Here is a 26,017-nt window from a genome sequence, read left to right on the forward strand (position 1 = left end):
GAGGACCGGTAAGCGGAGCCCCCGCCCCCGGCGCCCCGGGCGCCAGGGGCACCGCCCGCCCCCTGGGCCGCGCCACGACCGTCAGGCAGCATGGGCCCCATGTCCGCACTGACGCGCAACGAAGCGCAGCTCCGAGCCCAGCTCCTCGACGTCCACCACTACGCCGTCGCCCTCGACCTCACCACCGGCGACGAGACCTTCGACTCCACCACCCTCATCAGGTTCACCGCCCGCACCGCGGGCGACACCTTCGTGGAACTGAAGCCGGACGAACTGCGCTCCGCCACGCTCGACGGCCACCCCCTCGACCCGGCCGCCCTCGACGACGACCGCCTCCCGCTCACCGGCCTCTCCGAAGGCCCCCACGAGCTCCGCGTCGACGCCCGGATGCGCTACTCCCGCACCGGCGAGGGCCTGCACCGCTTCACCGACCCCGCCGACGGCGAGACCTACGTCTACTCCCAGATGTTCATGGACGACGTCCAGCGCGTCTTCGCCGCCTTCGACCAGCCCGACCTCAAGGCCGTCTTCGAGTTCACCGTCACCGCCCCCGCGCACTGGAGCGTCCTCGCCAACGGCATCACCACCCGCACCGGCGACCGCCCCGCCGCCGGTGACCGCCCCGCCGCCGGCACCTGGACCTCCGCCCCCACCCCCGTCATCTCCACCTACCTCGCCGCCGTCGCCGGCGGCCCCTGGCACACCATCACCACCGAACACGCCGGCCTCCCCTTCGCCCTCCACTGCCGGCGCTCCCTCGCGCCCTTCCTCGACGCCGACGCCGAAGAGATCCTCTCCGTCACCACCGCCTGCTTCGACCGCTACCACGAGAAGTTCACCGAGCCCTACCCGTTCGACTCCTACGACCAGGCCTTCGTCCCCGAGTTCAACGCGGGCGCCATGGAGAACCCCGGCCTCGTCACCTTCCGCGACGAATTCGTCTTCCGCTCCGCCGTCACCGACACCGAACGCCAGACCCGCGCCATGGTCATCGCCCACGAGATGGCCCACATGTGGTTCGGCGACCTCGTCACCCTCGCCTGGTTCGACGACATCTGGCTCAACGAGTCCTTCGCCGAATACATGGGCTACCAGACCCTCACCGAAGCCACCCGCTTCACCGACACCTGGACCGAGTTCGGCGTCACCCGCAAGGCCTGGGGCTACGACGCCGACCAGCGCCCCTCCACCCACCCCGTCGCCCCCGGCCCCGACGACGTCCCCGACACCGCCTCCGCCCTCCTCAACTTCGACGGCATCTCCTACGCCAAGGGCGCCTCCGCCCTGCGCCAGCTCGTCGCCTGGCTCGGCGAGAAGGACTTCCTCGCCGGCATCAACACCCACTTCGCCCGCCACAAGTTCGCCAACGCCTCCCTCGCCGACTTCGTGGACTCCCTCGCCGCCCACACCGACCGCGACGTCCACGCCTGGGCCGAGATCTGGCTGCGCACCACCGGCGTCGACACCCTCACCCCCCACATCGAGGACGTCACCACCGGCGAGGGCCCCGGCGGCTGGACTCTCACCGTCGACCGCGACGGCAGCCGCCCCCACCGCATCACCGCCGGCACCTACACCCTCGCCCCCGACGGCCTCCTGGAACGCGCCGAGCTCCTCGACCTCGACGTCCCCTCCGACGAGGTCCTCTCCGTCAGCGGCCCCCGCCCCGCACTGCTCGTCCTCAACGACGGCGACCTCACCTTCGCCAAGCTCCGCCTCGACGACACCTCCCTCGAAACCGCCCTGCGCGGCCTCTCCCGCATCCCCGACCCCCTCACCCGCGCCGTCGTCTGGGGCGCCCTGCGCGACATGGTCCGCGACGGCGAACTCGAACCCGAGGCCTACCTCGCCACCGCCGAGGCCCACCTCCCCGGGGAAACCGACCTCGCCCTCGTCCAGGGCGTCCTCACCTTCGCCCGCACCCACGTCGCCGACCAGTACACCGACCCCGACCGGCGCGCCGCCGCCCTCGCCACCCTCGGCTCCATCGCCCGCGACCTCCTGCGCCGCACCGAGGACGGCAGCGACCCCGGCCTGCGCCTCGCCGCCGTACGCGCCCTCATCTCCTGCTCCACCCAGCCCGACACCATCGCCGCCTGGCTCGCCGACGGCTCCATCGCCGGCGGCCCCGCCCTCGACCCCGAACTGCGCTGGAGCATCCTCGCCCGCCTCGCCGTCCTCGGAGCCGTCGACGAAGCCGCCGTCGACGCCGCCCTCGCCGCCGACCCCAGCGCCACCGGACAGGAAGGCGCCGCCCGCTGCCGCGCCGCCCTGCCCACCCCCGAGGCCAAGGCCGCCGCCTGGCAGCGCCTCTTCCACGACGACACCCTGTCCAACTACCTCTTCACCGCCACCGCCCAGGGCTTCTGGCAGCCCGAACAGGCCGACCTCGTACGGGAGTACGTCCCCCGCTACTACCCCGACGCCGTCGCCCTCGCCGCCCGCCGCGGACCCGCCATCGGCCAGGCCGCCGGCCGCTGGGCCTTCCCCGCCCACGCCGTCGACGAGGCCAACCTCCAGGCCGGCCGCACCTGCCTGGAAGACCCCGCCATCCTGCCCCTGCTGCGCCGCCAGCTCGTCGACCGGCTCGACGACCTCGCCCGCGCCCTGCGCGTACGCGGAGCCTGATCAGCGCAGACAGCCCACCACCCGCACCGACACCCGGGCCGTGGCCGTCAGACCACTGTCCGGATCGGTGGCGGTGAACGTCAGCGGATACGTCCCGTCGGGCAGCAACGGCACCACGAAGCCGCCCGACGGGCCCGCCCCCAGCACCACCGGCCCGTCGGGCCCCGCCAGCCGCCAGTCCGTGTACTGCGGATCGGTCAGCGGCCGGTCCCCCGGCCGCGTCCGCGCCGTCCCCGCGAACACCTCCTCACAGCCGCGCCGCAACTGCCCGCCCGCACCCGGCCGCTGGATCGACACCACCGGCGGCTGCGGCTGCGCCGGGGGAGCGGAGGAGGTACGGCCCGGCGTCCCCGGGACGCCCGTCCCGTTCGGCGCGCCGGACGTACGGGAGTACGGCACGGGGGAGCGGCCCGGGACCGACGGGGTACCCGCACCACTCGCGGACGCCCCAGGAGACGCGCCGGGGGAGGCCCCGGAGGAGTCACCGCGAGACGCGCCGGGGGACACCCCCGGGGCCCGGGGACGCGCCCGGCGAGACCGTGACCGCCGCCGACACGGCCACCGCCCCGGCGGCCACCACCCCCACCGTCTTGGCGCCCACCGCGCCGCCCACCTTCGCGAACACCCCGCAACCCGCCATCGACCGGCTCCAGGCGCGCACTTGTGGGCCGTGGGCAATGCAATCCCGCCACGCGCCGCATCCCAGAGCCGCGCATCCCAAGACTTCCCCCACCCCCGGCCGCCCCCTCGCCCGGGCCCGGCCACCTTCCGCCCGCCCCGCCCGGGCCCCGCCGCGCACGCGGCCCGCCCCCTGCCCCGCCCCCGACCCCGAAGGACCCACGGCGGCCGGAAATCGACCCCCGGCACACCCCGGCGGTTACCCCATTCGGGTCTGATCGTTGTACCGACCGGGTGTCCCGCCCAGCCTCGGCCACGCAGCGCCACGCCCCGCCCAGCCCCCGGAGGCCCCATGACCGTGCCCACGCCCGCGCCGACGCCTCCGCTCGCGGGCGGCCGCCACGGCGCCGACGCGCTGCGACCCCTCCTCGACACCGCCCTCACCGCCCTCGCCACCGGCGCCAAGGAACGCGGCGGCCCCCTCCCCGCCGGCGGCCCCGACGCCACCGCCGCCCGCGTCGCCGCCGCGCTGGGCGACGTACTCCCCGCCCACGGCACCGGCGACGACGAAGCGCTCCGCACCCTCGTGCACACCCTCACCGCCGGCGCCGCCGACCCCGCCGACCCCCTGTGCGCCGCCCACCTGCACTGCCCCCCGCTCGCCGTGGCCGCCGTAGCCGACCTCGCCGCGAGCGTCCTCAACCCCTCCCTCGACTCCTGGGACCAGGCCCCCGCCGCCTCCGCCATCGAAGCCCACCTCACCCGCACCCTCGCCGCCGAGCTCTACGCCACCCCCCGCGCCGACGCCCTCCTCACCACCGGCGGCACCGAAGCCAACCAACTCGCCCTCCTCCTCGCCCGCGAACGCCACGGCCCCCACCTGACCGTCCTGCACGGAGCCAACGCCCACCACTCCGTCCCCCGCGCCGCCTGGCTCCTCGGACTGCCCCCCGCCCGCGCCCTCCCCACCCCCAACGGCACCCTCGACCCCGCCACCCTCGCCGAAGCCCTCGCCCACACCCCCGGCCCCGTCCTCGTCACCGCCACCGCCGGCACCACCGACGCCGGACTCATCGACCCCCTCACCCCCCTCGCCGACCTCTGCGACCGGCACGGCGCCGACCTCCACATCGACGCCGCCTACGGCGGCACCCTCGCCCTCAGCCCCCGCCACCGCCACCTGCTCGACGGGCTCACCCGCGCCCGCTCCCTCACCCTCGACCTGCACAAACTCGGCTGGCAACCCGTCGCCGCCGGCCTCCTCGCCGTCCGCGACACCGCCGACCTGGCCCCCCTCGCCCACCAGGCCGACTACCTCAACGCCACCGACGACACCGACGCCGGCCTCCCCGACCTCCTCGGCCGCTCCCTGCGCACCACCCGCCGCCCCGACGCCTTCAAGATCGCCGTCACCCTGCGCTCACTCGGCCGCGACGGCCTCGCCCGCCTCATCGACCTCACCTGCGCAGCAGCCCACCGGCTCGCCGACCTCCTCGACGCCCACCCCGGCTTCGAACTCCACGCACGCCCCACCCTCACCACGGTCCTCTTCCGACCCACCCCCACGGACGACGACCGGCTCGCCACCCTGCGCCGCACCCTCCTCCAGGACGGCACCGCCGTCCTCGGCCGCGCCACCGCCGACGGCCGCCTCTGGCTCAAGGCCACCCTCCTCAACCCCCACACCACGGCCAGGGACCTGGACACCCTCGTCGCCCTCCTGGAAGGCAGAACCCACCGATGACCGCCCAGCTCGATACACCCCATGACCTCGTCGGAATCGGCATCGGCCCCTTCAACCTCTCCCTCGCCGCCCTCGCCCACGGCCTCCCCCAACAAGGCATCGGCACCCTCGCCACCGCCTTCTACGACCAGCGCCGCGACTTCCGCTGGCACCCCGGCCTCCTCATCGACGGAGCCACCCTCCAAGTCCCCTTCCTCGCCGACCTCGTCACCCTCGCCGACCCCACCAGCCCCTGGACCTTCCTCAACTACCTCAAGCACAAGGAACGGCTCTTCCCCTTCTACTTCGCCGAGCAGTTCCACATCCAGCGCGCCGAATACGACGCCTACTGCCGCTGGGTCGCCGGCCGCCTCCCCGGACTCCACTTCGGCCACCAGGTGGACGCCGTCCGCTGGAACCCCGAACACGACCTCTTCGAAGTCGACTACACCCAGCTCGACACCGACGGAGAGGCCGAAGCCCTCGGCCGCACCCACACCCGCAACCTCGTCCTCGGCATCGGCACCGCCCCCTACGTCCCCGAACCCCTGCGCCCCCTCGCCGACGCCCCCACCGTCCCCGTCATCCACTCCGCCGACTACCTCGACAACCGCCAGCGCATCCTCGCCGCCGACCACGTCACCGTCATCGGCTCGGGCCAGTCCGGCGCCGAAGTCTTCCTCGACCTCCTGCGCGCCCGCCCCCACGGCCGCGAACGCCTCACCTGGCTCGCCCGCACCCCCTCCTTCGCCCCCATGGAGTACTCGAAGCTCGGCCTCGAACACTTCACCCCCGACTACACCCGCTACTTCCACGCCCTCCCCGAACCCGTCCGCGACCGCCTCGTCCCCGCCCAATGGCAACTCCACAAGGGCATCGACGCCGCCACCATCGCCGCCATCCACGAAGAGCTCTACCGCCGCACCCTCCACGGCGGCTGGCCCGACGCCGTCCTCACCCCCGGAGTCAGCGTCCGCACCGCCGGCCGCGTCGCCACCACCAAGGTCGAACTCCACATCGAACACACCCAGCAGGGCACCCGCTCCCGCCTCACCACCGACGCCGTCGTCCTCGCCACCGGCTACCGCGAACGCCCCCTCACCAGCCTCCTCGCCGGACTCGACCCCTACCTCCGCACGGACGCCTCCGGCCGCCCCCGCATCGACGACCGCTACCGGATGGTCCTCGACCCCTCCGTCACCGGCAGCGTCTTCGTCCAGAACGGCGAACGCCACACCCACGGCGTCGGCGCCCCCGACCTCGGCCTCGCCGCCTGGCGCAGCGCCGCCATCCTCAACACCCTCACCGACAAGGAGGCCTACCCCCAGCCCCACCGCACCGCCTTCACCACCTTCGGCCTCGAACAACGCGAACACACCCGCCCCCACCCCGCGGGCGAACTCCTCCCGCTCGTCGAACACCCGTAAAAACGGCCGGGGGCCGGAGTCCGCCACCCCGGACCCCGACCCCCGTCACACACACCGCCTCCCGGAAGCCGGACCCCTAGAAGACCGGCACACCGGCCCGCGTCAGCCGCCAGTCCACCGACGCGAACGCCGACGGATCCACCGTCCCCTTGGCCTTCACCCACTGGATGATCGTGTTACGGATCTCCTCCGAGTTCGCCCACAGCTGCTGGGCCTTCGGCACGTGCGGGAAGTTCCCGCCCCCCGAAGCCCGGTAGTTGTTCACCGCGAACACGAACCGCGCCGCCGGATCCACCGGCTTCCCCTGGAACGACAGCCCCACGATCCGCGACCCCACCGGCTGCGCGATGTCGATGTCGTACGTCAGCCCGTACACCGCGTCGTAGTTGTAGTCCGGAACGCTCTCCGAGTTCGTGATCTTCGCCGGATCCACCACACCACCCGGAGCGGTCTGCACGTAGTACCGCGCCGAATACTCCAGATAGTCCTTCAGCTGCGCACCCGTCAGCAGCCGCGCCTCCAGCGTGTTCTCGAACGGGTACAGCCCCGCCGCATCCTTGATCGTCACCTGCCCGGCCGGAACCGCCGCCGTCCGCGAGAAGCACGACGCCTGCGACAGCACGGGCAACGCCGCCCACTCCGTACCGGCCAGCGCCCCCTTCACCGTCTCCGCCTGCACGTGATTGATCAGATCGATGATCGGCACGTCCTTCACCGGACCCTCGGCCGAGGACATCGCCTGCGTCGACGTACCGATCACCTGGTTCACGTACGCCACGACCTTGCGGTGCTCGTCCGACAGCAGCCGCACGATCTTCGGGTCCTCGGCCACCGTGTTCGAGTTCAGCACCTTCGCCGACACCTTCGCCACCGACCAGCGGCCCTTCTCCCACACCAGCTCGAAGTCGAACAGCGTCAGCCGCTGTCCCCACTTCAACGGCTCCGACAGCACCACGTCCTTGCCGGTCGCCTTGTTCTTCACCCGGTACTCCGGGATCTCCGTGTGCGCGTGACCCACCAGGATCGCGTCGATCCCCGGCACCTGCTCCGCCACCAGACCGGCGGCGTTCTCGATGTACGGCAGCTGGTCCCCGTACGAGGACGTACCGCTCGAACCCGAGTGCGCCGACACGATCACCACGTCCGCACCCATCGAACGCAGCTTCGGCACGTACTTCGCCGCCTGCTCCTCCAGCCCCGGGAACGTCATCTTCCCCGCCACGTTCGCCTTGTCCCAGATCGCGATCCCCGGATTCGTCAGACCCAGCACCGCCACCTTCACGTCCCGCCCGTGCGGCGTCCGCAACCGGTGCATGCTGTACGGCGCGAACGCCGGCCGCAGCGTCTTCGCGTCCAGCGCGTTCGCCCCCAGCAGCGGGAAATCACACTGCTCCTCGAACTTCCGCAGCACCGGGATCCCGTAATTGAACTCGTGGTTCCCCAGCGCCGCCGCGTCGTACCCGATCGCGTTCATCGCCTGCGCCATCGGATGCACCGGGCCACGACGCGCGGTGATCGGATCCACCTTCGCGTAGTAGTACGACAGCTGCGTCCCCTGGATCGTGTCACCCGCGTCGATCATCAGCGTGTTGCACCGGCCCTTCTCGGACCGCACCTGGTTCACCAACGTCGAGATCTTGGCCAGACCGACGTCGTTGTGCGCCTTGTCGTCGAACTCCTTGTCCGTGAAGTAGTCCCAGTTGAAGACGTTCCCGTGCAGGTCCGTCGTCCCCATCACCGTGAACGCGTACGTCCGCGGCCCCTTCGACGCCTGCTGCGCCTCCTGCGCCTCCTGCGCGGAGGCCGGGGAGCTCGTGGCCCCCGCCAACGCGACGGCCGCACCGGTCGCGGCCGATGCCCCCATGAACTTCCTACGGTCGAACGCCATGCCATCTCCCCTTGTGAGGCGTGAACAACGCGCGTAGATCATGACCCACCGGTAACAACCTGCAACACCCCCGCCAGGTTTCGATCCGATGACCACACCCCCACGAATGACAGTGCGACAGTGAATCCATGACCCAGGACGCCACGCACCAGCCCTACGGAACCCCCGACACCCCGCGCGTCGCCGTCCGCGGCGAAGCCAGGCTCGAAGTCGACCCCGAAATCGCCCGCATCGGCATCACCGTCAGCGCCCGAGGCACCGACCGCCGCACCGCCCTCGACGACCTCACCCGCCGCAACAACACCGTCCTCGAACTCCTCAAGAGCTACGGCGAACCCGTCGAGAAGATCGAGACCGGCGCCTTCTCCATCACCCCCGAACTCACCCGCCACGGCCGCGGCGAACGCATCCGCGCCTACCACGGCCGCGTCCACATCACCGCCGAACTCAACGACTTCACCACCCTCGGCGAACTCACCACCCGCCTCGCCGACCAGGAACTCACCCAGGTCGACGGCCCCTGGTGGGCCCTGCGCCCCACCTCACCCGCCCACGGCGAAGCCCGCCGGCAGGCCGTCCTCGAAGCCGTCCAGCGCGCCCGCGAATACGCCCAAGCCCTCGGCGCCGACCTCGCCGCCCTCGTCGAACTCGCCGACCTCGGAGCCGAGAACGCCGCCCCCGTCGCCATGGCCGCCCCCGGCGGCATGATGCGCGCCATGTCCTTCGGCGGCACCGAAGACGGAGGGGCCCCGCCCCTCGACCTCGAACCCCAGCGGCAGACCGTCTACGCCCAGGTGAACGCCCGCTTCACGATGACCCCGCCACAGCTCTGAGACCCGCCCCGGACCCGCCTCCGGACCCGCCCCGAAACCCGTACAAAACGCCGAACCGGTGCCCCGTCGGGGGTGCTCATCGGAGCACCCCCGCGCACATTCAACATTTGTCAACAACCTTTTGCCCAAAGGTTGTTGAGTAGACACCCGGAACCAATTTCCTACTGTCTGGTAGGGGCATACGCTCGACCCATGCGCCGAGCGAAAATCGTATGTACCCTGGGCCCCGCCACCGACTCATACGACCAGATCAAAGCCCTGGTCGAAGCCGGAATGGACATCGCCCGCCTCAACCTCAGCCACGGCACCTACGCCGAACACGAGGAGCGCTACCAGCGCGTACGCAAGGCCTCCGACGAGACCGGCCGCAGCGTCGGCATCCTCGCCGACCTTCAAGGCCCGAAGATCCGACTCGGCCGCTTCCGCGAAGGCCCCGTACTCCTTGAACGCGGTGACGAATTCACCATCACCGTCGAACACCACGAAGGCGACCGCCACACCTGCAGCACCACCTACCCCGGCCTCGCCGGCGACGTCACCCCCGGCGAACGCATCCTCGTCGACGACGGCCGCGTCACCCTCGAAGTCACCGGCGTCGACGGCCCCCGCGTCCACACCCGCGTCATCGAAGGCGGCATGGTCTCCGACCACAAGGGACTCAACCTCCCCGGCGTCGCCGTCTCCGTCCCCGCCCTCTCCGACAAGGACATCGAAGACCTCCGCTGGGCCCTGCGCACCGGCGCCGACGTCATCGCCCTCTCCTTCGTCCGCAGCGGCCACGACATCGAGGACGTCCACCGCATCATGGACGAGGAGGACCGCCGCCTCCCCGTCATCGCGAAGATCGAAAAGCCCCAGGCCGTCGACAACATCGACGACATCGTCGCCGCCTTCGACGGCATCATGGTCGCCCGCGGCGACCTCGGCGTCGAAATGCCGCTCGAACAGGTCCCCATCGTCCAGAAGCGCGCCGTCAAGCTCGCCAAGCGGAACGCCAAGCCGGTCATCGTCGCCACCCAGATGCTCGACTCGATGATCGACAACTCCCGCCCCACCCGCGCCGAGGCCTCCGACGTCGCCAACGCCGTCATCGACGGCACCGACGCCGTGATGCTCTCCGGCGAGACCAGCGTCGGCAAGTACCCCGTCGAAACGGTCCGCACCATGGCCCGCATCGTCGAGGCAGCCGAAGAGGACATCCTCGCCAAGGGCCTCCCGCCCCTCACCGACACCAACAAGCCCCGCACCCAGGGCGGAGCCGTCGCCCGGGCCGCGGCCGAAATGGGCGACTTCCTCGGCGCGAAGTTCCTCGTCGCCTTCACCCAGAGCGGAGACACCGTCCGCCGGCTCTCCCGCTACCGCTCGCCCATCCCCCTCCTCGCCTTCACCCCCGACGCCGCCACCCGCTCCCAGCTCAACCTCACCTGGGGCGTCGAGACCTTCCTCGGCCCCCACGTCGACTCCACCGACGCGATGGTCGCCCAGGTCGAGGAAGAACTCCTGCGCATCGGACGCTGCATCCCCGGCGACGTCGTCGTGATCACCGCCGGCTCCCCGCCCGGCGTCAGCGGCAAGACCAACCTCGTCCGCATCCACCACATCGGCGACGCCGTCCGCTAGCCCGCCGGACCGAGGCGGGATCACCGACGGCCGATCCCGCCACCGCCCCGGGAACCGACCGGCCCTGCTGGGCGCGGCACCCCTCCTCGGAGGCTGCGCCACCCACAGCCGGCAGCAGGTGCTGGACGCCGTGCACCTGGAGATGCCCGACTGCCACGCCGAAATGCACAGTTACGCGGTGGACGAGGCCTGGTGGCCGCCGGGCTGGGTGGAGATGAGCTACACCGTGCCGAAGAACTGCATGGACGCCTACCTGATGTCCCGCGGGGTCGACCTGGCCGCCAAGCCCGTCAACACCTGGCCCAGGAGCGGGACCAGCCTCGTGGGTGGCGAGCCGATCAAGCCGACCGATCCACCCTTGTAGCCGCGCCCGGCGGGTGTCACCAGCCGAACCGCCGGTCCACCACCGCCGCGAACTCCTCGAAGGTCAGCACCGAGTCCCCGTTCGCGTCCGCCGCGTCGAACAACGCCGACGACGCCTCCGCGTCCCCCACCGCCCAGAACGGCAACTCCCCCCGTGCCGCCAACGTCGGCCCCTTGCTCCGCAACGCCGAGATCACCTCCGCGCGGGTCAGCACGCCGTTGTGGTCCAGATCCAGCGCGTCGAACAGTGTCCGGGCCTTCTCGCTCATCACGGGTCCCCTCGTAGTCGTTGCCTCCAGCCTAGGCGGCACCTGGTCAATACTTCGGGCCGATGTGCGCGTCCATGAGCGCGACGGATTCCTTCCGGGCGATGGAGACGTTGAAAGGATCGCTGCCTCTCGCGAGCACCGTCCACTGCACCCCGACCTTGGTGAGGGTGTCGGTGCACAGCCTCCGGATGTCGTCCGACTTGTTGGTGAAGAAGTAGCGTGGATATTCGTAGCGCTTGCCGTTACGGACGGTCCAGTTCGTGATCCGGCATCCGTCGGAGTGGATCAGTCCCCGGATGAATGCCCAGGGATGGGCGTCGACGACCTCCTGTTGCCAGCCCTCCAGGACGATTGGCCGCTCGTGCTTCTTACCTGGCCCGTGCTGCGGGAACATGCACGTCCAGTGGTGTGTGTACGACTTGACCTCGACGCACCCTGCCCTGGTCCGGCGGCTGATACGAGGCATCGGCATGACCAGCCGCATCGTCTCTTCGGCGGCATCGACCAGCCCGGTCCATGATGCGTCGCAGAAGATGGACAGGTGGTGCTGCTTGTGCTTCGAGATGATGTGGCCGTCGCCGAGGTACAGGCCCAGGAGGTAGGCGTACGCGCTCCGGTCGAAGTGCCGGCCCGTGCAGACCGGGCAATCCGTCGGAGGTACGTAGTTCTCGCCCCGGTGTTTTCGGTCCTCGTGCCGCCACCAGCCCACGGTTCCGCGTGGAATGCCCAGATGTTCGGCTACGGCGCGATTGGGCATGCCCCGGCGCAGGAGAATGACCGCTTCTTCGCGAATCGAAGGATTGTGCTCCATGTTCGAGAGCTTCGTCAGCGTTCGTCCGGTTGGGCGCAAATCGCGGTTCCGCTCACCAGGACGAGTGAAGATCGCATAATTGATCTGCGACCTTGGAATTGAAGGAGAAGTGCCCCGGGTCGGATTCGAACCGACGCTGAATGGGTTTTGAATCCATGGCCTCTACCGCTGGGCTACCGGGGCCCCTTCGAAACGAAGGATACCTAAGACCCTCCGTGTCACAAACATACAGGAGCTAGGTAGGCTCGGGGGAGCTGAATCGCCTTGCACAAGGAGCCCCCGTGACCGCCGAGCACGAGTCGACGCCCACGCCCGACGCCGACCAGTCGCACGTTCCGCCGCTGACGACCCGGGTCGTCATCGCCGAGGACGAGGCGCTCATCCGTCTCGATCTGAAAGAGATGCTCGAAGAGGAGGGGTACTCCGTCGTCGGTGAGGCCGGGGACGGTCAGACGGCCGTCGAGCTCGCGCGCGAGCACCGCCCCGACCTGGTGATCCTCGACGTGAAGATGCCCGTCCTCGACGGGATCTCCGCGGCCGAGAAGATCGCGGAGGAGTCCATCGCGCCCGTCCTGATGCTGACCGCGTTCTCGCAGCGCGACCTCGTCGAGCGGGCCCGGGACGCCGGTGCCATGGCGTACCTCGTGAAGCCGTTCAGCAAGAGCGACGTGGTCCCGGCCATCGAGATGGCCGTCTCCCGCTTCGCGGAGCTGAAGGCGCTGGAGAAGGAGGTCGCCGACCTCTCCGCCCGCCTGGAGACCCGCAAGCTCGTCGACCGGGCGAAGAGCATCCTGCAGACCCAGTACGGGCTGACCGAGCCGGCCGCTTTCCGGTGGATCCAGAAGACCTCCATGGACCGCCGCATGTCGATGCAGCAGGTCGCCGAAGCGGTCATCGAGGACGCCGAGGAGAAGAAGCAGAACGCCGCGAAGTAGCGGCGGGTACGCACGCGTGAGGCCCGTCTCCCCTCGGGGGAGACGGGCCTCACGCGTGAGCGGGGTGGCGGGGACTAGTCCTCGCCGAGGTAGGCCTTGCGGACGTCCTCGTTGACGAGGAGCTCGCGGCCGGGGCCCGACAGGACGATCTTGCCGATCTCCATGACGTGGCCCTGGTCGGCCAGGGACAGCGCGGCCTGGGCGTTCTGCTCGACGAGCAGGATCGTGGTGCCGGCCGCCTTGAGTTCGGCGATCGTGGCCATGATCTTCTGCATCATGAGCGGCGAGAGGCCCATGGAGGGCTCGTCGAGCATGAGCAGCTTCGGGCGGCACATGAGCGCGCGGCCCATGGCGAGCATCTGCTGCTCGCCGCCCGAGAGGGTGCCGGCGGCCTGCTTGCGGCGCTCGCCCAGGATCGGGAAGAGCTCGTAGGCCCGGTCGATGTCCTGCTGGATGCCGACCTTGTCGTTCTTCAGGTACGCGCCGAGGAGGAGGTTGTCCTCGATCGTCATGCGCGGGAAGATGTGCCGCCCCTCGGGGGAGTGGGCGAGCCCGAGGGCGACGATGTCGTGCGCCTGGACCTTCTTGAGGGACTTGCCCTCGAACTTGATCTGGCCGCCGCGCGGTTTGATCAGGCCGGAGAGGGTGCGCAGGGTGGTGGTCTTGCCGGCGCCGTTCGTCCCGATGAGGGTGACGATCTCGCCTTGCTGGACGGTGAAGGAGATGCCCTTGACGGCCTCGATCTTGCCGTAGGCGACGCGGAGGTCTTCGACCTCAAGGAGGGCGGTCACTTGGCTTCTCCGTCCGTGCTGGTGGTGCGGTTGTGCTGCGCGGCTTCGGTCGCGGGGGCCGGGGTCTCGGCCTCCGTGGCGTCCGCTTCCGCGGCCTCGGGCTCGGTGGCCTCGGCGGTGGTGGCGTCGGCCTCAGCGGCCTCGGCCTCCGGCTCGGCGGCCTCGGCCTCCGGCTCGGCGGCCTCGGCCTCGGCCACGGCCTCCGCCGCCTCCGCCTCCGCAGCGTCGGCCACGGGCTCCGCAGCGTCGGCCACGGGCTCCGCGGCCTCGGCCTCCGGCTCCTCGGCCGCCGCGGCCACCGGCTCCGCCGCCTCCGCGGCGCCGGCCTCCGCCGCCGCGACCTCCGCGGCCTCCTCGGCGCCGGGGGCGCCTTCGAAGGGCTCGCCGAGGTAGGCGGCGATGACGCGCTCGTCGCTCTGGACCTCGGTGGCGGTGCCCTCGATGAGCTTCTGGCCCTGGACGAGGCAGGCGACGCGGTCGCAGAGGTTGAAGATGAAGCGCATGTCGTGCTCGATGACGAGGACGGCGATGCCCTTGTCCCGGATGGCGAAGATGAGCTCTTCGGCCGCGCGGGTCTCCTGCGGGTTCATGCCGGCGGTGGGCTCGTCCAGGAGGATGAGGCCCGGGTCGCTGGCGAGGGCGCGGGCGATCTCCAGCTTGCGCTGCTCGCCGTAGGGGAGGTTGCGGGCGAGGTGGTCGGCCTTGTGGGCGAGACCGATGAACTCCAGGAGTTCCATGGCCCGCTCGCGGCTGGCCTCTTCGGCGCGGCCGAAGCTGGGCAGGCGCAGGAGGGCGGACCAGAGGCCTTCCTTGGTGCGGGTGTGGCGTCCGACGAGGACGTTTTCCAGGACCGTCATGTTGTTGAAGAGACGGATGTTCTGGAAGGTGCGGGCGATGCCGGCGGCGGTGACCTTGTAGGACTTGGGGGGCAGGACCGTGCCCTTGTACCGGACTTCACCCTCGGTGGGGATGTAGAGGCCGGTGAGGCAGTTGAAGAAGGTGGTCTTGCCGGCGCCGTTGGGGCCGATGAGGCCGACGATCTCGCCGCTGCGGACGGTCAGGTCGACGTTCTTGACGGCGGTGAGGCCGCCGAAGCGCATCGTGACGCCGCGGGCGTCGAGGACCGTCTCGGTCGTCGTCTCGGTCGTGGTGGTGGTCATGGATCAGGCCCCTGTCTTGCCGAGGACTGTGGGCGCTTCGAGGTCCTTGTGGAGTTCGAGCTGGTTGCGCCGGTTGGGGATGAGGCCTTCGGGGCGCAGACGCATCAGGATGACGAGTGCGATGCCGAAGACGAGGAGCTGGTACTCGCCCAGGAACTGGAGCTTGTTGGGGATCATGAAGAGGAGGGCGCCGCCGACGAGGGGGCCGGAGATGGTGCCCATGCCGCCGAGGACGACCGCCGCGAGGAGGAAGGCGGAGTTCGGGGGGACGGCGTTGGCGAAGACGTACTGGTCCGGGGTGACGGTGTAGTTCACGTGGGCCTGTACGGCTCCGGCGAGGCCGGCGAGGGTGGCGCCGAGGGCGAAGGCGATGAGCTTGACGCGGAAGCCGTTGATGCCCATGGCTTCGGCGGCGGTCTCGTCTTCGCGGATGGCGACCCAGGCGCGGCCGATGCGGGATTCGGCGCTGCGGCGGAAGACCATGATCACGATGAGGGTGACCAGGAGCATCAGCAGGAAGTAGTTGGCGAAGCGGCCGACGGTGAATCCGGCGATGCTGTGGCTGGCGCCGAAGTCGAAGCCGAAGAGGTCGACGTTGGGGATGCCGGCGATGCCGTTGGGGCCGTTGGTGAGGTCGGGGCCGGAGACGCCGTCGAGGTTGTTCATCGAGATCCGGAAGATCTCTCCGAAGCCCAGGGTGACGATGGCGAGGTAGTCGCCGCGCAGGCGCAGGGTCGGGGCGCCGATGAGGACGCCGAAGACCATGGAGGCGACCGCACCGAGGAGGATCGCGGCCCAGAAGGGGAAGTGCACTCCGAAGGGGGAGTTGGGGGAGCCGGAGACCAGGGCCGCGGTGTAGGCGCCGACGCCGAGGAAGGCGACGTAGCCGAGGTCGAGGAGGCCGGTGAGGCCGACGACGATGTTCAGGCCGAGGGCGACGGTGGCGAAGATGAGGATGTTGACGCCGAGGGTCGCGTACTGGTCGTCGGTCTGGGTGAGGGGGAAGGCGGCGGCCGCGACGAAGGCGCCGACGAGGGCGACGTTGCGGTGCTTGGTGGTGAGTGCGGTGAAGCGGGCCACCAGGCCGGCCTTGTTGAGGGCGGTGAAGCCGAAGCCGGCGGCGATCAGGAAGCCGATGAAGAGTTCCTGGTACGGGGTGGTGACGCCGTAGGTGAAGACGCCGAGGCCGACGGCGAGGACGGCGGTGATGATGAGGATCTCGGCGTAGGCCGGGAGGGGGCGGGCCGGCTTGGCGGTGCCGCCGGCGTGGGCGGCCTTGGTGACGGCCCACTTGTTGCCGAGGTTGTGCTTGGTCTGCTCCCACCAGGAGTCTTCGGGGTCCGCCGGGTCGGTGGCGGGGCGCTCGAAGGGGAGGGAGCGGGCGCCGAGGTAGGCGGCGAGCGCGGTGAGGAGGGCGACGAAGGCGCCGGGCTCCAGGTTGACGAGGCCGCCGAGGGTGTTGCTGATCGCCCAGGCGGTGTAGGCCATGGTGAGCAGGGTGCCGAGGGCGGAGAGCTTGATCGCGGCGTCGGCTCCGGCGGGGGTGAGCCAGCGCAGGCCCTTGACGCCGTAGGAGGAGAGGCCGAAGAGGGTGGTGAGGGCGCCGCCGACGAGGACGAGCCACTGGAGGCCGCCGGGGTATCCGTAGACGGTGAGGTCACCGGGGAAGGCGGAGGTCCAGGTCCAGGCGAGGAAGCAGGAGATGACGGTGAGGGCGCCGCCGGCGGTGGCGAGGGCGCGGGCCGTCTTCTCGGGGAGGGCGATGCCCGTCCGGCGTGCTTCCGCCGTCTGCTGCGTGGTGTCCGTGGTGGTGGTTGTCATGGTTCTCACGCCCTGTCGGCCACGCGCTCGCCCAGCAGACCCTGGGGTCGGAAGAGCAGCACGAGGATGAGGAGTACGAACGCCCAGGTGTTGCCCCAGGACTGGCCGCCGAGCTGGCTCATGCCGGGGACGTCGGCGATGTAGGCGGTGGTGAGCGTCTCGGCGAGGCCGAGGACGATGCCGCCGATCATGGCGCCGTAGATGTTCCCGATGCCGCCGAGGACGGCGGCGGTGAAGGCCTTGAGGCCGAGGATGAAGCCCATGCGGTAGTTGACTTCGCCGTACTTGAGGCCGTAGGCGACGGCTCCGACGGCGGCGAAGGTGGCGCCGAGGGCGAACGCGACCGTGATGATGCGGTCGGTGTTGATGCCCATGAGCTTCGCGGTGTCGGGGTCCTGGGCGGTTGCCTGCATGCCGCGGCCGGTGCGGGTCTTCTTGACGAAGAAGCCGAGGAAGGCCATGGAGACGGGGGCGGCGAGGAGGAGGAAGACGTCACCGGTCTGGATGGTGATGCTGCCGATGTGGAAGGGGCCGCCGGGGATTTCGGGGAAGACGACGGAGGACTTCGCGTCGGGGTACCAGGCCCACACCGCCTGCTGGAGGACGATGGAGAGGCCGATGGCGGTGATGAGCGGCGCGAGGCGGGGTGCGCTGCGGAGGGGGCGGTAGGCGAAGCGTTCCGCGCCGACGGCTATGAGGGTGGCGACGATGATGGCGCCTATGAGCATGAGGGGCAGGGCCACCCACATGGTGGTGCCGCCGGGGAGCATCAGCCAGACCGTGAGGGCTCCGAACCCACCGGTCATGAAGATCTCGCCGTGGGCGAAGTTGATGAGCTGGACAATGCCATAGACCATCGTGTAGCCGATGGCGACGAGCCCGTACATGGATCCCAGTAGCAGGCCGTTGACCAGCTGTTGCGGCAGTTCGTGCACCGCAGGTCCTCCGAGTCTTTCGACGGATGTGACACCGCGCGGGGCGCAATGGTGCGCGCCCCGCGCGGCAAATGAGGGGTGAGGGGCTAGCGAGCTAGCGGGCTAGCCGTTGGACGTCAGCCGCCGTAGGTACCGGACTCGACGGACTTCCACTCGCCGCCGTCGACCTTGTAGACGGTGAGCTGCTTGTTGGTGGCGTCGCCGAACTCGTCGAAGGAGACCTTGCCGGTCACACCGTCGAAGGAGACGCCCTGGACGGCTTCGAGGACCTTGGCGCGGGCGTCGGAGGGGAGCTTGCCGTTGTTGGCGTCGACGACCTTCTTGACGGCCTCGATGACGGCCCAGGCGGAGTCGTAGGAGTAGCCGCCGTAGGCCGCGAACGGGTCCTTGTAGCCGGCCTTGGTGTAGTTGGCCACGAACTCCTTGGCGGAGGGCAGGCTCTCGACCGGGGCGCCGACGGAGGTGGAGAAGTCGCCGGTGGCGGCGTCGCCCGCGAGCTCGACGAACTTCTTGTCGTAGATGCCGTCACCGCCGACGAGCGGGATGTTGGCGCCGGAGGCCTTGATCTGCTTGCTGAGCGGGCCGGCCGCGGGGTACTCGCCGCCGTAGTAGACGACGTCGGCGCCGGAGCTCTTGACCTGGGTCACGATCGCGGAGAAGTCCTTGGACTCCGGGTCGATGTGGCCCTCGCCGGCGACGGCGCCGCCGAGCTTGGTGAACTCGCCCTTGAAGGTTCCGGCGAGGCCGGCGCCGTAGGTCTTCTTGTCATCGATGATGAAGACCTTCTTCTTGCCCGCCTTGTTGAAGAGGTACTGCGCCGCGAACGGGCCCTGGATGGCGTCCGTGGTGGCGGTGCGGAAGTAGCTCTTGTAGGTGCGGACCTTCTGGCCCTCGGCCCACTTGGGGCCCTGGGTCAGGGACGGGCTGGTGTTGGCCGGGGAGATCTGGGCCAGCTTGGCGTCGTCGAAGACCTTCTGCATGGACTCGGAGACCGAGGAGTTCAGCGGGCCGACGACGCCGAGGACGTCCTTGTCGGCGGTGAGCTTGGTGGCGTTCTGCTGGCCGGAGGAGGCCTGCGCCTGGTCGTCGAGGGCCTGGATCTTGAAGGTGACGCCCTTGACGTACTTCTTCTCGTTGGCCTGCTTGGCGGCGAGGTCGGCGGAGTTCTTGATGCCGAGGCCGAGCGCGGAGAGGTCGCCCGTCAGGGGGGCGTCGACGCCGATGACGACCGTGGTGTTGCCACCGTCGCCGGCGGAGTTGCCGCCGTCGCGGGAGCCGCAGGCGGTGAGGGTGAGGGCGCCCGCGGCGAGGGCGGCGGTTACGGCGATGAGCTGACGATGACGCACGATCAGTCCTTTCCTGGCGCCGCGTCCCCCGTGGGACGCGTCGAGTCGAACGCGGGGAACCGAACTGAATCGAATCCGGCGGTCGCGGTAACTGGCGGTGACTCTAAGCGGCTCATCGGGGGATATGGAGGGCTGAGGCCAATGATGTGACTCTCTTGTTATGCCACGGCGTAATACATAGCGGATCTGTGCGGGTGGAACGGGGGAATTCAGGCCGGTTCGTCGCGTCCGCATGGTGAGATGGGTGAGGAGCGTGGGGCAGTTTCAGTCCTGTCACGCCAGGACTCTGGGGGGTTTTGGTCATGACGGACCGGGCGTGCCGTTGTCTCGATCTTCGGGACAGGCCCTGGTCAGCGCGACGGAAAGATCTCGCGCATATCGGTCACCGGGGATGTAACTGTGATCCTCTTTCTGGAATCCATTACTCAGGGTTACTTCCAGGAATGGCATGCCAGAATTCCGTGCTACATGCACGCAGTCTTTCGCCTGAATCGTCAGGACCAGCTCGCGGACTTCTCCCGCCGCGACCGTGACCGGCAGCGGTGGCCGGATCGTCACGCTCAGCGCCCCGGACGGCTGGCCGATCCGCTCCACCGTGACGGCCGGCCCGGACGAGGTCCGCACACGCACAGTGAACGTGAACGCGGTTCCGGCCGCGGCCGGAACCAGCGGTTCCCCGTAGGTCAGGGACAGCGTCTGGGAGGGGGGAGGCGGCGCCGCGGGCGGGATTGTCTCCGGCCGGGTCGCGTACCAGCGGGCGGCGCCCGCGGCCAGTACGGCGGCGGCCCCCAGGGCCGCCAGGACCCGCCCGTGCCGCGCCGCGGCCGCACGGGTCCGCCCGAGCCACCGGCCCGCGGGCGTACGGGGGCCGGGGCGCGGCCCCTCGCGGCCGCTCGTGCCCTCCCCGGGCTCCACCGGCCCGATGCCGCCGCTCACCGCCGGGGCCGGCCCGTGCGGCCGGGGAGGGGGGCGGCCAGGAGGGCCGTCAGTGTGCGCGTGTGTGCGGTCGTGGCGCGCAGCGGCGCCGGTCCCGATCCCATGCGGGAACGCTAGACCGGCGCCGGTGGCCGCACAACTGCCCGTATCGGCCCTGTTGTTAAGAGTCCGTGTCGCGCAGCAGGCAGGTGAGGCGGGCGGTGCAGACGCGGCGGTCCTGTTCGTCGGAGATGACGATCTCGTAGGTGGCGGTGGAGCGGCCCCGGTGGACGGGGGTGGCCACGCCGGTGACCAGGCCGGAGCGGACGCCGCGGTGGTGGGTGCAGTTCAGGTCCACGCCGACGGCGACCTTCTTGATGCCCCCGTGCATCATCGCGCCGACGGAGCCGAGGGTCTCGGCCAGGACGGCGGAGGCGCCGCCGTGCAGGAGTCCGTAGGGCTGGGTGTTGCCCTCGACGGGCATGGTGGCGACGACCCGGTCGGCGGAGGCCTCCAGGATGCGGATGTCCATCCGGATCCCGAGGGCGCCCGCCGAGAACAGTGCGGGCAGGTCTATGCCCAGGGCGGCGTACTCGTCGAGGACTTCCTGCGGGAACTTCACGGTGTGCTGCTCGCCCATGGGTCTGCTCCGTTCGTCAACGATCGTTAACCGATGTGTGCGGTGCCGTTCTATCAGGCCGGTTCGAAGCGCACGACGACGGACTTGCTGGCGGGTGTGTTGCTGGTGTCGGCGGTGGAGTCGAGGGGGACCAGGACGTTGGTCTCGGGGTAGTAGGCGGCGGCGCAGCCGCGGGCGGTGGGGTAGTGCACGACGCGGAAGCCGGGGGCGCGGCGCTCGACGCCGTCGTTCCATTCGCCGACGAGGTCGGTGTAGGAGCCGTCGGGCAGGTTCAGCTCGGCGGCGTCGTCGGGGTGGACCATGACGACGCGGCGGCCGCCGGTGATGCCGCGGTAGCGGTCGTCGAGGCCGTAGATGGTGGTGTTGTACTGGTCGTGGCTGCGCAGGGTCTGAAGGAGCAGGCGGCCCGCGGGGACGCGCGGGTACTCGACGGGGGCGGCGGTGAAGTTGGCCTTGCCGGTCTTGGTGGGGAAGCGGCGCTCGTCGCGGGGGGCGTGGGGCAGCCGGAAGCCGCCGGGGTGGGCGACGCGGGCGTTGAAGTCCTCGAAGCCGGGGACGACGCGGGCGATGCGGTCGCGGATGGCGGCGTAGTCGCGTTCGAACTCCTCCCAGGGGGTCTTCGAGGCGCTGCCGAGGACGGCGCGGGCCATGCGGGCCACGATGGCGGGCTCGGAGAGCAGGTGGGGGGAGGCGGGGGCGAGGTTGCCGCGGGAGGCGTGGACCATGCCCATGGAGTCCTCGACGGTGACGAACTGCTTGCCGCTCGCCTGGACGTCCTTGTCGGTGCGGCCGAGGGTGGGCAGGATCAGGGCGCGCCGGCCGGTGACCGCGTGGGAGCGGTTGAGCTTGGTGGAGACGTGCACGGTGAGGGAGGCGCGGCGGACCGCGGCCTCGGTGACGTCGGTGTCGGGGGTGGCGCCGACGAAGTTGCCGCCCATGGCGAAGAAGACCTTGGCCTCGCCGTCGCGCAGGGCCTGGATGGAGCGGACGACGTCGAAGCCGTGGGCGCGCGGCGAGGTGATGGCGAATTCGCGGTCGAGGGCGTCGAGGAAGGCGGGCGCGGGGCGCTCGAAGATCCCCATGGTGCGGTCGCCCTGGACGTTGGAGTGGCCGCGGACGGGGCAGACGCCGGCGCCGGGGCGGCCGATGTCGCCGCGGAGCAGGAGGAGGTTGACGACCTCGCGGATGGTGGCGACGGCGTGCTTGTGCTGGGTGAGGCCCATGGCCCAGCAGACGATGGTGCGCCTGGAGGCCAGGATCATGTCCAGGGCGCGTTCGATCTCGGGGCGGGTGAGGCCGGTGGCGGTGAGGGTCTCGTCCCAGTCGGCCTTCCGGGCGACGGTGGCGAGCTCCTCGTAGCCGTGGGTGTGCTCGGCGATGAAGGCCTCGTCGGTGGCGCCCTCGGTCTCGATGACGAGTTTGTTGAGGAGCCGGAAGAGGGCCTGGTCGCCGCCGATGCGGATCTGCAGGAAGAGGTCGGTCAGGGCGGTGCCCTTGAGCATGCCGACGGGGTTCTGGGGGTTCTTGAAGCGTTCCGTGCCGGCCTCGGGCAGCGGGTTCACCGAGATGATCTTCGCGCCGGCGGTCTTGGCCTTCTCCAGGGCGGAGAGCATGCGCGGGTGGTTGGTGCCCGGATTCTGTCCGGCGACGATGATCAGTTCGGCCTGGTGGAGGTCTTCCAGGGAGACGCTGCCCTTGCCGATGCCGATGGTCTCGTTCAGGGCGGAGCCGGAGGACTCGTGGCACATGTTCGAGCAGTCCGGCAGGTTGTTGGTGCCGAACTCGCGGGCGAAGAGCTGGAAGAGGAACGCGGCCTCGTTGCTGGTGCGGCCCGAGGTGTAGAAGACGGCCTCGTCGGGGGAGGACAGGGCGCGCAGTTCCTCGGCGATGACCTCGAAGGCGCGTTCCCAGCTGACGGGCTCGTAGCGGTCGCCGCCCTCGGGGAGGTACATCGGTTCGGTGATGCGGCCCTGCTGGCCCAGCCAGTAGCCGGAGCGCGTCGCGAGGTCGGCGAGGGGGTGCTCGGCGAAGAACGCGGGGGTGACCCGGCGCAGGGTGGCCTCCTCGGCCACGGCCTTGGCGCCGTTCTCGCAGAACTCGGCGGTGTGCCGCTTGTCACCCTCGGGCCAGGCGCAGCCGGGACAGTCGAAGCCGTCCTTCTGGTTGACCTTGAGGAGGGTGCGGGCGGTACGGGCCAGGCCCATCTGCGCGTGCGCGATCTTGAGGGTGTGGCCGATCGCCGGGAGGCCGGCGGCCGCGTGCTGGGGCGGGGTGACCTGTGGTGCGTCCTGAACGGGGTCACCTGTGGGCGGCTTGGTCGCCATCGCGCTCTCCTTCGAGCGTACGTACGGGTGCAGCACGTACTGCCGCATCGCCCGATCCTTGCACGGCCGCGGGGAGAGGGGGAGGGCGGTCCGGCGCTCTCCGTCGACGTGGCGGGTGCGCCGGGGGCGCCCGGTGGGGCGGATGCGCCGGTGGAGACGGCACGGGCGGGAGGAGGGGGGCGACCGGTCGCCCGCGCCGGAATTGTCGGTGGGGAGCCCTAGGATCGGGGGCGTGGCAGATTCAGCATCGAAGAAGACCGACCAGACGACCGCAGCGGACCGCCCCCGCCTGATGCTCATGGACGGGCACTCCCTGGCGTACCGGGCGTTCTTCGCGCTGCCCGCGGAGAACTTCACGACCGCGACGGGCCAGCCGACCAACGCCATCTACGGCTTCGCGTCGATGCTGGCGAACACCCTGCGCGACGAGGCCCCCACGCACTTCGCGGTGGCGTTCGACGTGTCCCGCAAGACGTGGCGCTCGACGGAGTTCCCCGAGTACAAGGCGAACCGTTCCAAGACCCCCGACGAGTTCAAGGGGCAGGTCGAGCTGATCGGCGAGCTGCTCGACGCGATGAAGGTGCCGCGGTTCGCGGTCGACGGCTTCGAGGCCGACGACGTGATCGCGACGCTCGCGACCCAGGCCGAGGCCGCGGGCTTCGACGTGCTGATCGTCACCGGCGACCGGGACTCCTTCCAGCTGGTGTCCGAGCGCACCACCGTGCTCTACCCGACCAAGGGCGTCTCCGAGCTGACCCGCTTCACCCCGGAGAAGGTCGAGGAGAAGTACGGCCTCACCCCGCAGCAGTACCCGGACTTCGCGGCGCTGCGCGGCGACCCGTCCGACAACCTGCCCGGCATCCCGGGCGTCGGCGAGAAGACCGCCGCGAAGTGGATCACCCAGTTCGGGTCGTTCGCGGAGCTGGTGGAGCGCGCCGACGAGGTCAAGGGCAAGGCCGGGCAGAACTTCCGGGACCACCTGGAGGCCGTCAAGCTCAACCGGGTCCTGACCGAGATGGTCAAGGACGTGGAGCTGCCCAAGACCCCCGCCGACCTGGAGCGCGCCCCCTACGACCGGTCCGCGGTCACCGGGGTGCTGGACGTGCTGGAGATCCGCAACGCCTCGCTGCGCGAGCGGCTGCTGGCCGTGGACCCGGGCGCCGCCGAGGAGGAGGCCCCCGCTCCCGCGGCCGGCGTCGAGCTGGACGCGTCCGTGCTGGGCGCCGGCGAGCTCGCGCCGTGGCTCGCGGCCCACGCCGAGGGCCCCCTCGGCGTCTCCACCGTCGACAGCTGGGGCCTGGGCCAGGGCAACGTCTCCGAGGTCGCGCTGGCCGCGGCCGGCGGGGCGGCCGCCTGGTTCGACCCGTCCGCCCTGGACGAGGCCGACGAGAAGGCCTTCGCCGCCTGGGCCGCCGACGCGGACCGCCCCAAGGTCGTGCACAACGCCAAGGGCCTCATGCGGGTCTTCCCCGAGCACGGCTGGACCCTGGCCGGGGTCACCATGGACACCGCGCTCGCCGCGTACCTGGCCAAGCCCGGCCGGCGCTCCTTCGCCCTGGACGTGCTGTCCGTCGAGTACCTGGGCCGCGAGCTCCAGCCCCCGGCCGCCGACGGCCAGCTGGCCTTCGGCGCCGACGAGACCGCCGAGGCCGACGCCCTGATGGCACAGGCCCGCGCCGTCCTCGACCTCGGTGACGCCTTCACCGCGAAGCTGCCCGAGGTCGGCGCCGTCGAGCTGCTCCACGAGATGGAGCTGCCCACCTCGGAGCTGCTGGCCCGGCTGGAGCGGGCGGGCATCGCCGCCGACCGCGACCACCTGGAGGGCATGGAGCAGCAGTTCGCCGCGGCCGTGCAGCAGGCGGTGAAGGAGGCGCACGCGACGGTGGGCCACGAGTTCAACCTCGGCTCGCCCAAGCAGCTCCAGGAGGTGTTCTTCGGCGAGCTGGACCTGCCGAAGACGAAGAAGACGAAGACCGGCTACACGACGGACGCGGACGCGCTCGCCTGGCTGGCCACGCAGACCGACCACGAACTCCCGGTGATCATGCTCCGGCACCGGGAGCAGGCCAAGCTGCGCGTCACCGTGGAGGGCCTGGTCAAGGCGATCGCCGCCGACGGCCGGGTGCACACCAGCTTCAGCCAGACCGTCGCCGCGACCGGACGGCTCTCCTCCACCGACCCCAACCTGCAGAACGTGCCCGTGCGCACCGACGAGGGCCGCGCCATCCGCCGCGGCTTCGTCGTCGGCGAGGGCTACGAGTCCCTGATGACGGCCGACTACAGCCAGATCGAGCTGCGCGTCATGGCCCACCTCTCCGAGGACGAGGGCCTCATCGAGGCGTTCCTGTCCGGCGAGGACCTGCACACCACCGTCGCCTCCCAGGTGTTCGGGGTGGAGCGCTCCGCCGTCGACGCCGAGATGCGCCGCAAGATCAAGGCCATGTCCTACGGTCTGGCGTACGGGCTGTCCGCCTTCGGTCTCGCCCAGCAGCTGAACATCGAGCCCGCCGAGGCGCGCGGTCTGATGGACACCTTCTTCGAGCGGTTCGGCGGGGTGCGCGACTACCTCCAGCGCGTGGTGGACGAGGCACGGGCGACCGGGTACACGGCGACCGTGTTCGGGCGCCGCCGCTACCTGCCCGACCTCAACAGCGACAACCGCCAGCGCCGCGAGGCCGCCGAGCGGATGGCGCTCAACGCCCCCATCCAGGGCACCGCCGCCGACATCGTCAAGGTCGCGATGCTGCGCGTGGACAAGGCCCTCGCCGAGGCCGGACTGACCTCGCGGATGCTGCTCCAGGTCCACGACGAAATCGTGCTGGAGATCGCCCCCGGCGAGCGCGAGCGGGTCGAGGAGCTGGTGCGCCGGGAGATGGCCGCCGCCGTCGAACTGCGCGCCCCGCTCGACGTGTCCGTGGGCGTCGGCACGGACTGGGAGTCCGCCGCGCACTGACCCCGCACCGGTCGCGC

At 70.7% G+C, this 26,017-nt stretch carries 21 protein-coding genes and 1 tRNA gene; 8 read left to right on the forward strand and 14 right to left on the reverse strand.

What is annotated here, in order from left to right; translation table 11 throughout:
• Positions 1-99 precede the first annotated feature (99 nt).
• Positions 100-2,628 carry an aminopeptidase N gene (pepN, locus tag SLAV_RS27450; protein WP_030242158.1) on the forward strand — a complete coding sequence of 843 codons (2,529 nt, stop codon included), beginning with the start codon at positions 100-102 and terminating at the stop codon, positions 2,626-2,628.
• On the opposite strand, the gene SLAV_RS41130 is transcribed toward pepN, so the two are convergent.
• Complete coding sequence (locus SLAV_RS41130; protein WP_159038063.1) at positions 2,629-3,027, reverse strand: hypothetical protein; 399 nt, start codon at positions 3,025-3,027, stop codon at positions 2,629-2,631. It abuts the gene before it with no gap.
• Positions 3,028-3,109: 82 nt separating this feature from the next.
• Complete coding sequence (locus SLAV_RS41135; protein WP_158741073.1) at positions 3,110-3,253, reverse strand: hypothetical protein; 144 nt, start codon at positions 3,251-3,253, stop codon at positions 3,110-3,112.
• Between the two features lie 345 nt (positions 3,254-3,598).
• Here SLAV_RS41135 and SLAV_RS27460 point away from each other — a divergent pair, with 345 nt between their 5' ends.
• Entirely contained in the window at positions 3,599-4,990 is a 1,392-nt protein-coding gene (locus tag SLAV_RS27460; RefSeq protein ID WP_100660978.1) for a pyridoxal phosphate-dependent decarboxylase family protein, read from the forward strand.
• Positions 4,987-6,396: a lysine N(6)-hydroxylase/L-ornithine N(5)-oxygenase family protein gene (locus tag SLAV_RS27465; RefSeq protein ID WP_030237351.1), complete on the forward strand. Its 1,410-nt coding sequence runs from the start codon at positions 4,987-4,989 to the stop codon at positions 6,394-6,396. Before SLAV_RS27460 ends, SLAV_RS27465 begins: the two co-directional genes overlap by 4 nt.
• Positions 6,397-6,472: 76 nt before the next feature.
• Here the strand turns inward: SLAV_RS27465 and SLAV_RS27470 are convergent, their stop codons facing one another.
• Entirely contained in the window at positions 6,473-8,284 is a 1,812-nt protein-coding gene (locus tag SLAV_RS27470; protein ID WP_030237349.1) for a bifunctional metallophosphatase/5'-nucleotidase, read from the reverse strand.
• 128 nt (positions 8,285-8,412) lie between these two features.
• Here SLAV_RS27470 and SLAV_RS27475 point away from each other — a divergent pair, with 128 nt between their 5' ends.
• From SLAV_RS27475 to SLAV_RS27485, 3 genes are all read left to right on the forward strand, one after another.
• A complete protein-coding gene (locus SLAV_RS27475) occupies positions 8,413-9,117 on the forward strand; it encodes an SIMPL domain-containing protein (protein ID WP_030237346.1) in 705 nt (234 codons plus the stop codon).
• A 192-nt stretch (positions 9,118-9,309) separates the two neighbouring features.
• On the forward strand, positions 9,310-10,737 hold the full coding sequence (gene pyk, locus SLAV_RS27480) for a pyruvate kinase (RefSeq protein ID WP_030237343.1): 1,428 nt from the start codon (positions 9,310-9,312) through the stop codon (positions 10,735-10,737).
• 118 nt (positions 10,738-10,855) lie between these two features.
• A complete protein-coding gene (locus SLAV_RS27485; RefSeq protein ID WP_030237340.1) occupies positions 10,856-11,101 on the forward strand; it encodes a hypothetical protein in 246 nt (81 codons plus the stop codon).
• 16 nt (positions 11,102-11,117) lie between these two features.
• Here SLAV_RS27485 and SLAV_RS27490 read toward each other — a convergent pair whose 3' ends face one another.
• The 3 genes from SLAV_RS27490 to SLAV_RS27500 all read right to left on the reverse strand — a co-directional run bounded on the left by SLAV_RS27490 (position 11,118) and on the right by SLAV_RS27500 (position 12,363).
• Positions 11,118-11,369, reverse strand: a complete 252-nt coding sequence (locus SLAV_RS27490) for an EF-hand domain-containing protein (protein WP_030237337.1) — start codon at positions 11,367-11,369, stop codon at positions 11,118-11,120.
• A 46-nt stretch (positions 11,370-11,415) separates the two neighbouring features.
• Entirely contained in the window at positions 11,416-12,180 is a 765-nt protein-coding gene (locus tag SLAV_RS27495; protein WP_030237334.1) for a helix-turn-helix domain-containing protein, read from the reverse strand.
• A 110-nt stretch (positions 12,181-12,290) separates the two neighbouring features.
• Positions 12,291-12,363 (reverse strand) — tRNA-Leu (locus SLAV_RS27500).
• Between the two features lie 98 nt (positions 12,364-12,461).
• Here SLAV_RS27500 and SLAV_RS27505 point away from each other — a divergent pair.
• Entirely contained in the window at positions 12,462-13,115 is a 654-nt protein-coding gene (locus SLAV_RS27505) for an ANTAR domain-containing response regulator (RefSeq protein WP_030237332.1), read from the forward strand.
• Positions 13,116-13,189: 74 nt separating this feature from the next.
• Here SLAV_RS27505 and SLAV_RS27510 read toward each other — a convergent pair whose 3' ends face one another.
• The 8 genes from SLAV_RS27510 to SLAV_RS27540 form a co-directional block, all read right to left on the reverse strand.
• Positions 13,190-13,906, reverse strand: coding sequence for an ABC transporter ATP-binding protein (locus tag SLAV_RS27510; protein ID WP_030237330.1), 717 nt, complete (start codon positions 13,904-13,906; stop codon positions 13,190-13,192).
• Entirely contained in the window at positions 13,903-15,066 is a 1,164-nt protein-coding gene (locus SLAV_RS43230) for an ABC transporter ATP-binding protein (protein ID WP_030237327.1), read from the reverse strand. The genes SLAV_RS27510 and SLAV_RS43230 overlap by 4 nt, the downstream gene beginning before the upstream one ends.
• Before the next feature lie 3 nt (positions 15,067-15,069).
• The gene (locus SLAV_RS27520; RefSeq protein WP_037688175.1) at positions 15,070-16,887 is read right to left on the reverse strand and encodes a branched-chain amino acid ABC transporter permease; all 1,818 of its coding nucleotides are present in this window, start codon (positions 16,885-16,887) and stop codon (positions 15,070-15,072) included.
• A 5-nt stretch (positions 16,888-16,892) separates the two neighbouring features.
• Entirely contained in the window at positions 16,893-17,822 is a 930-nt protein-coding gene (locus SLAV_RS27525; protein WP_030237322.1) for a branched-chain amino acid ABC transporter permease, read from the reverse strand.
• 116 nt (positions 17,823-17,938) lie between these two features.
• The gene (locus SLAV_RS27530; RefSeq protein WP_030237319.1) at positions 17,939-19,168 is read right to left on the reverse strand and encodes a branched-chain amino acid ABC transporter substrate-binding protein; all 1,230 of its coding nucleotides are present in this window, start codon (positions 19,166-19,168) and stop codon (positions 17,939-17,941) included.
• Between the two features lie 300 nt (positions 19,169-19,468).
• The gene (locus SLAV_RS41140; protein ID WP_158740816.1) at positions 19,469-19,792 is read right to left on the reverse strand and encodes a hypothetical protein; all 324 of its coding nucleotides are present in this window, start codon (positions 19,790-19,792) and stop codon (positions 19,469-19,471) included.
• 472 nt (positions 19,793-20,264) lie between these two features.
• A complete protein-coding gene (locus SLAV_RS27535) occupies positions 20,265-20,723 on the reverse strand; it encodes a PaaI family thioesterase (protein ID WP_030237318.1) in 459 nt (152 codons plus the stop codon).
• A 53-nt stretch (positions 20,724-20,776) separates the two neighbouring features.
• Positions 20,777-23,047 carry an FdhF/YdeP family oxidoreductase gene (locus SLAV_RS27540; protein WP_030237316.1) on the reverse strand — a complete coding sequence of 757 codons (2,271 nt, stop codon included), beginning with the start codon at positions 23,045-23,047 and terminating at the stop codon, positions 20,777-20,779.
• 232 nt (positions 23,048-23,279) lie between these two features.
• Between SLAV_RS27540 and polA the strand changes: the two genes are divergently transcribed.
• A complete protein-coding gene (polA, locus tag SLAV_RS27545; RefSeq protein WP_030237314.1) occupies positions 23,280-26,000 on the forward strand; it encodes a DNA polymerase I in 2,721 nt (906 codons plus the stop codon).
• The last annotated feature ends 17 nt before the right edge of the window (positions 26,001-26,017 follow it).

This window comes from Streptomyces lavendulae subsp. lavendulae (genome assembly GCF_002803845.1).
GTDB classification, from domain to species: domain Bacteria; phylum Actinomycetota; class Actinomycetes; order Streptomycetales; family Streptomycetaceae; genus Streptomyces; species Streptomyces lavendulae.

What these genes read in the sequence shown, in the direction of transcription:
- pepN (WP_030242158.1), top strand. Translation starts at nt 100, where the DNA reads ATGTCCGCACTGACGCGCAACGAAGCGCAGCTCCGAGCCCAGCTCCTC.
- SLAV_RS27460 (WP_100660978.1), top strand. Translation starts at nt 3,599, where the DNA reads ATGACCGTGCCCACGCCCGCGCCGACGCCTCCGCTCGCGGGCGGCCGC.
- SLAV_RS27465 (WP_030237351.1), top strand. Translation starts at nt 4,987, where the DNA reads ATGACCGCCCAGCTCGATACACCCCATGACCTCGTCGGAATCGGCATC.
- SLAV_RS27470 (WP_030237349.1), bottom strand. Translation starts at nt 8,284, where the DNA reads ATGGCGTTCGACCGTAGGAAGTTCATGGGGGCATCGGCCGCGACCGGT.
- SLAV_RS27475 (WP_030237346.1), top strand. Translation starts at nt 8,413, where the DNA reads ATGACCCAGGACGCCACGCACCAGCCCTACGGAACCCCCGACACCCCG.
- pyk (WP_030237343.1), top strand. Translation starts at nt 9,310, where the DNA reads ATGCGCCGAGCGAAAATCGTATGTACCCTGGGCCCCGCCACCGACTCA.
- SLAV_RS27490 (WP_030237337.1), bottom strand. Translation starts at nt 11,369, where the DNA reads ATGAGCGAGAAGGCCCGGACACTGTTCGACGCGCTGGATCTGGACCAC.
- SLAV_RS27495 (WP_030237334.1), bottom strand. Translation starts at nt 12,180, where the DNA reads ATGGAGCACAATCCTTCGATTCGCGAAGAAGCGGTCATTCTCCTGCGC.
- SLAV_RS43230 (WP_030237327.1), bottom strand. Translation starts at nt 15,066, where the DNA reads ATGACCACCACCACGACCGAGACGACGACCGAGACGGTCCTCGACGCC.
- SLAV_RS27520 (WP_037688175.1), bottom strand. Translation starts at nt 16,887, where the DNA reads ATGACAACCACCACCACGGACACCACGCAGCAGACGGCGGAAGCACGC.
- SLAV_RS27535 (WP_030237318.1), bottom strand. Translation starts at nt 20,723, where the DNA reads ATGGGCGAGCAGCACACCGTGAAGTTCCCGCAGGAAGTCCTCGACGAG.
- SLAV_RS27540 (WP_030237316.1), bottom strand. Translation starts at nt 23,047, where the DNA reads ATGGCGACCAAGCCGCCCACAGGTGACCCCGTTCAGGACGCACCACAG.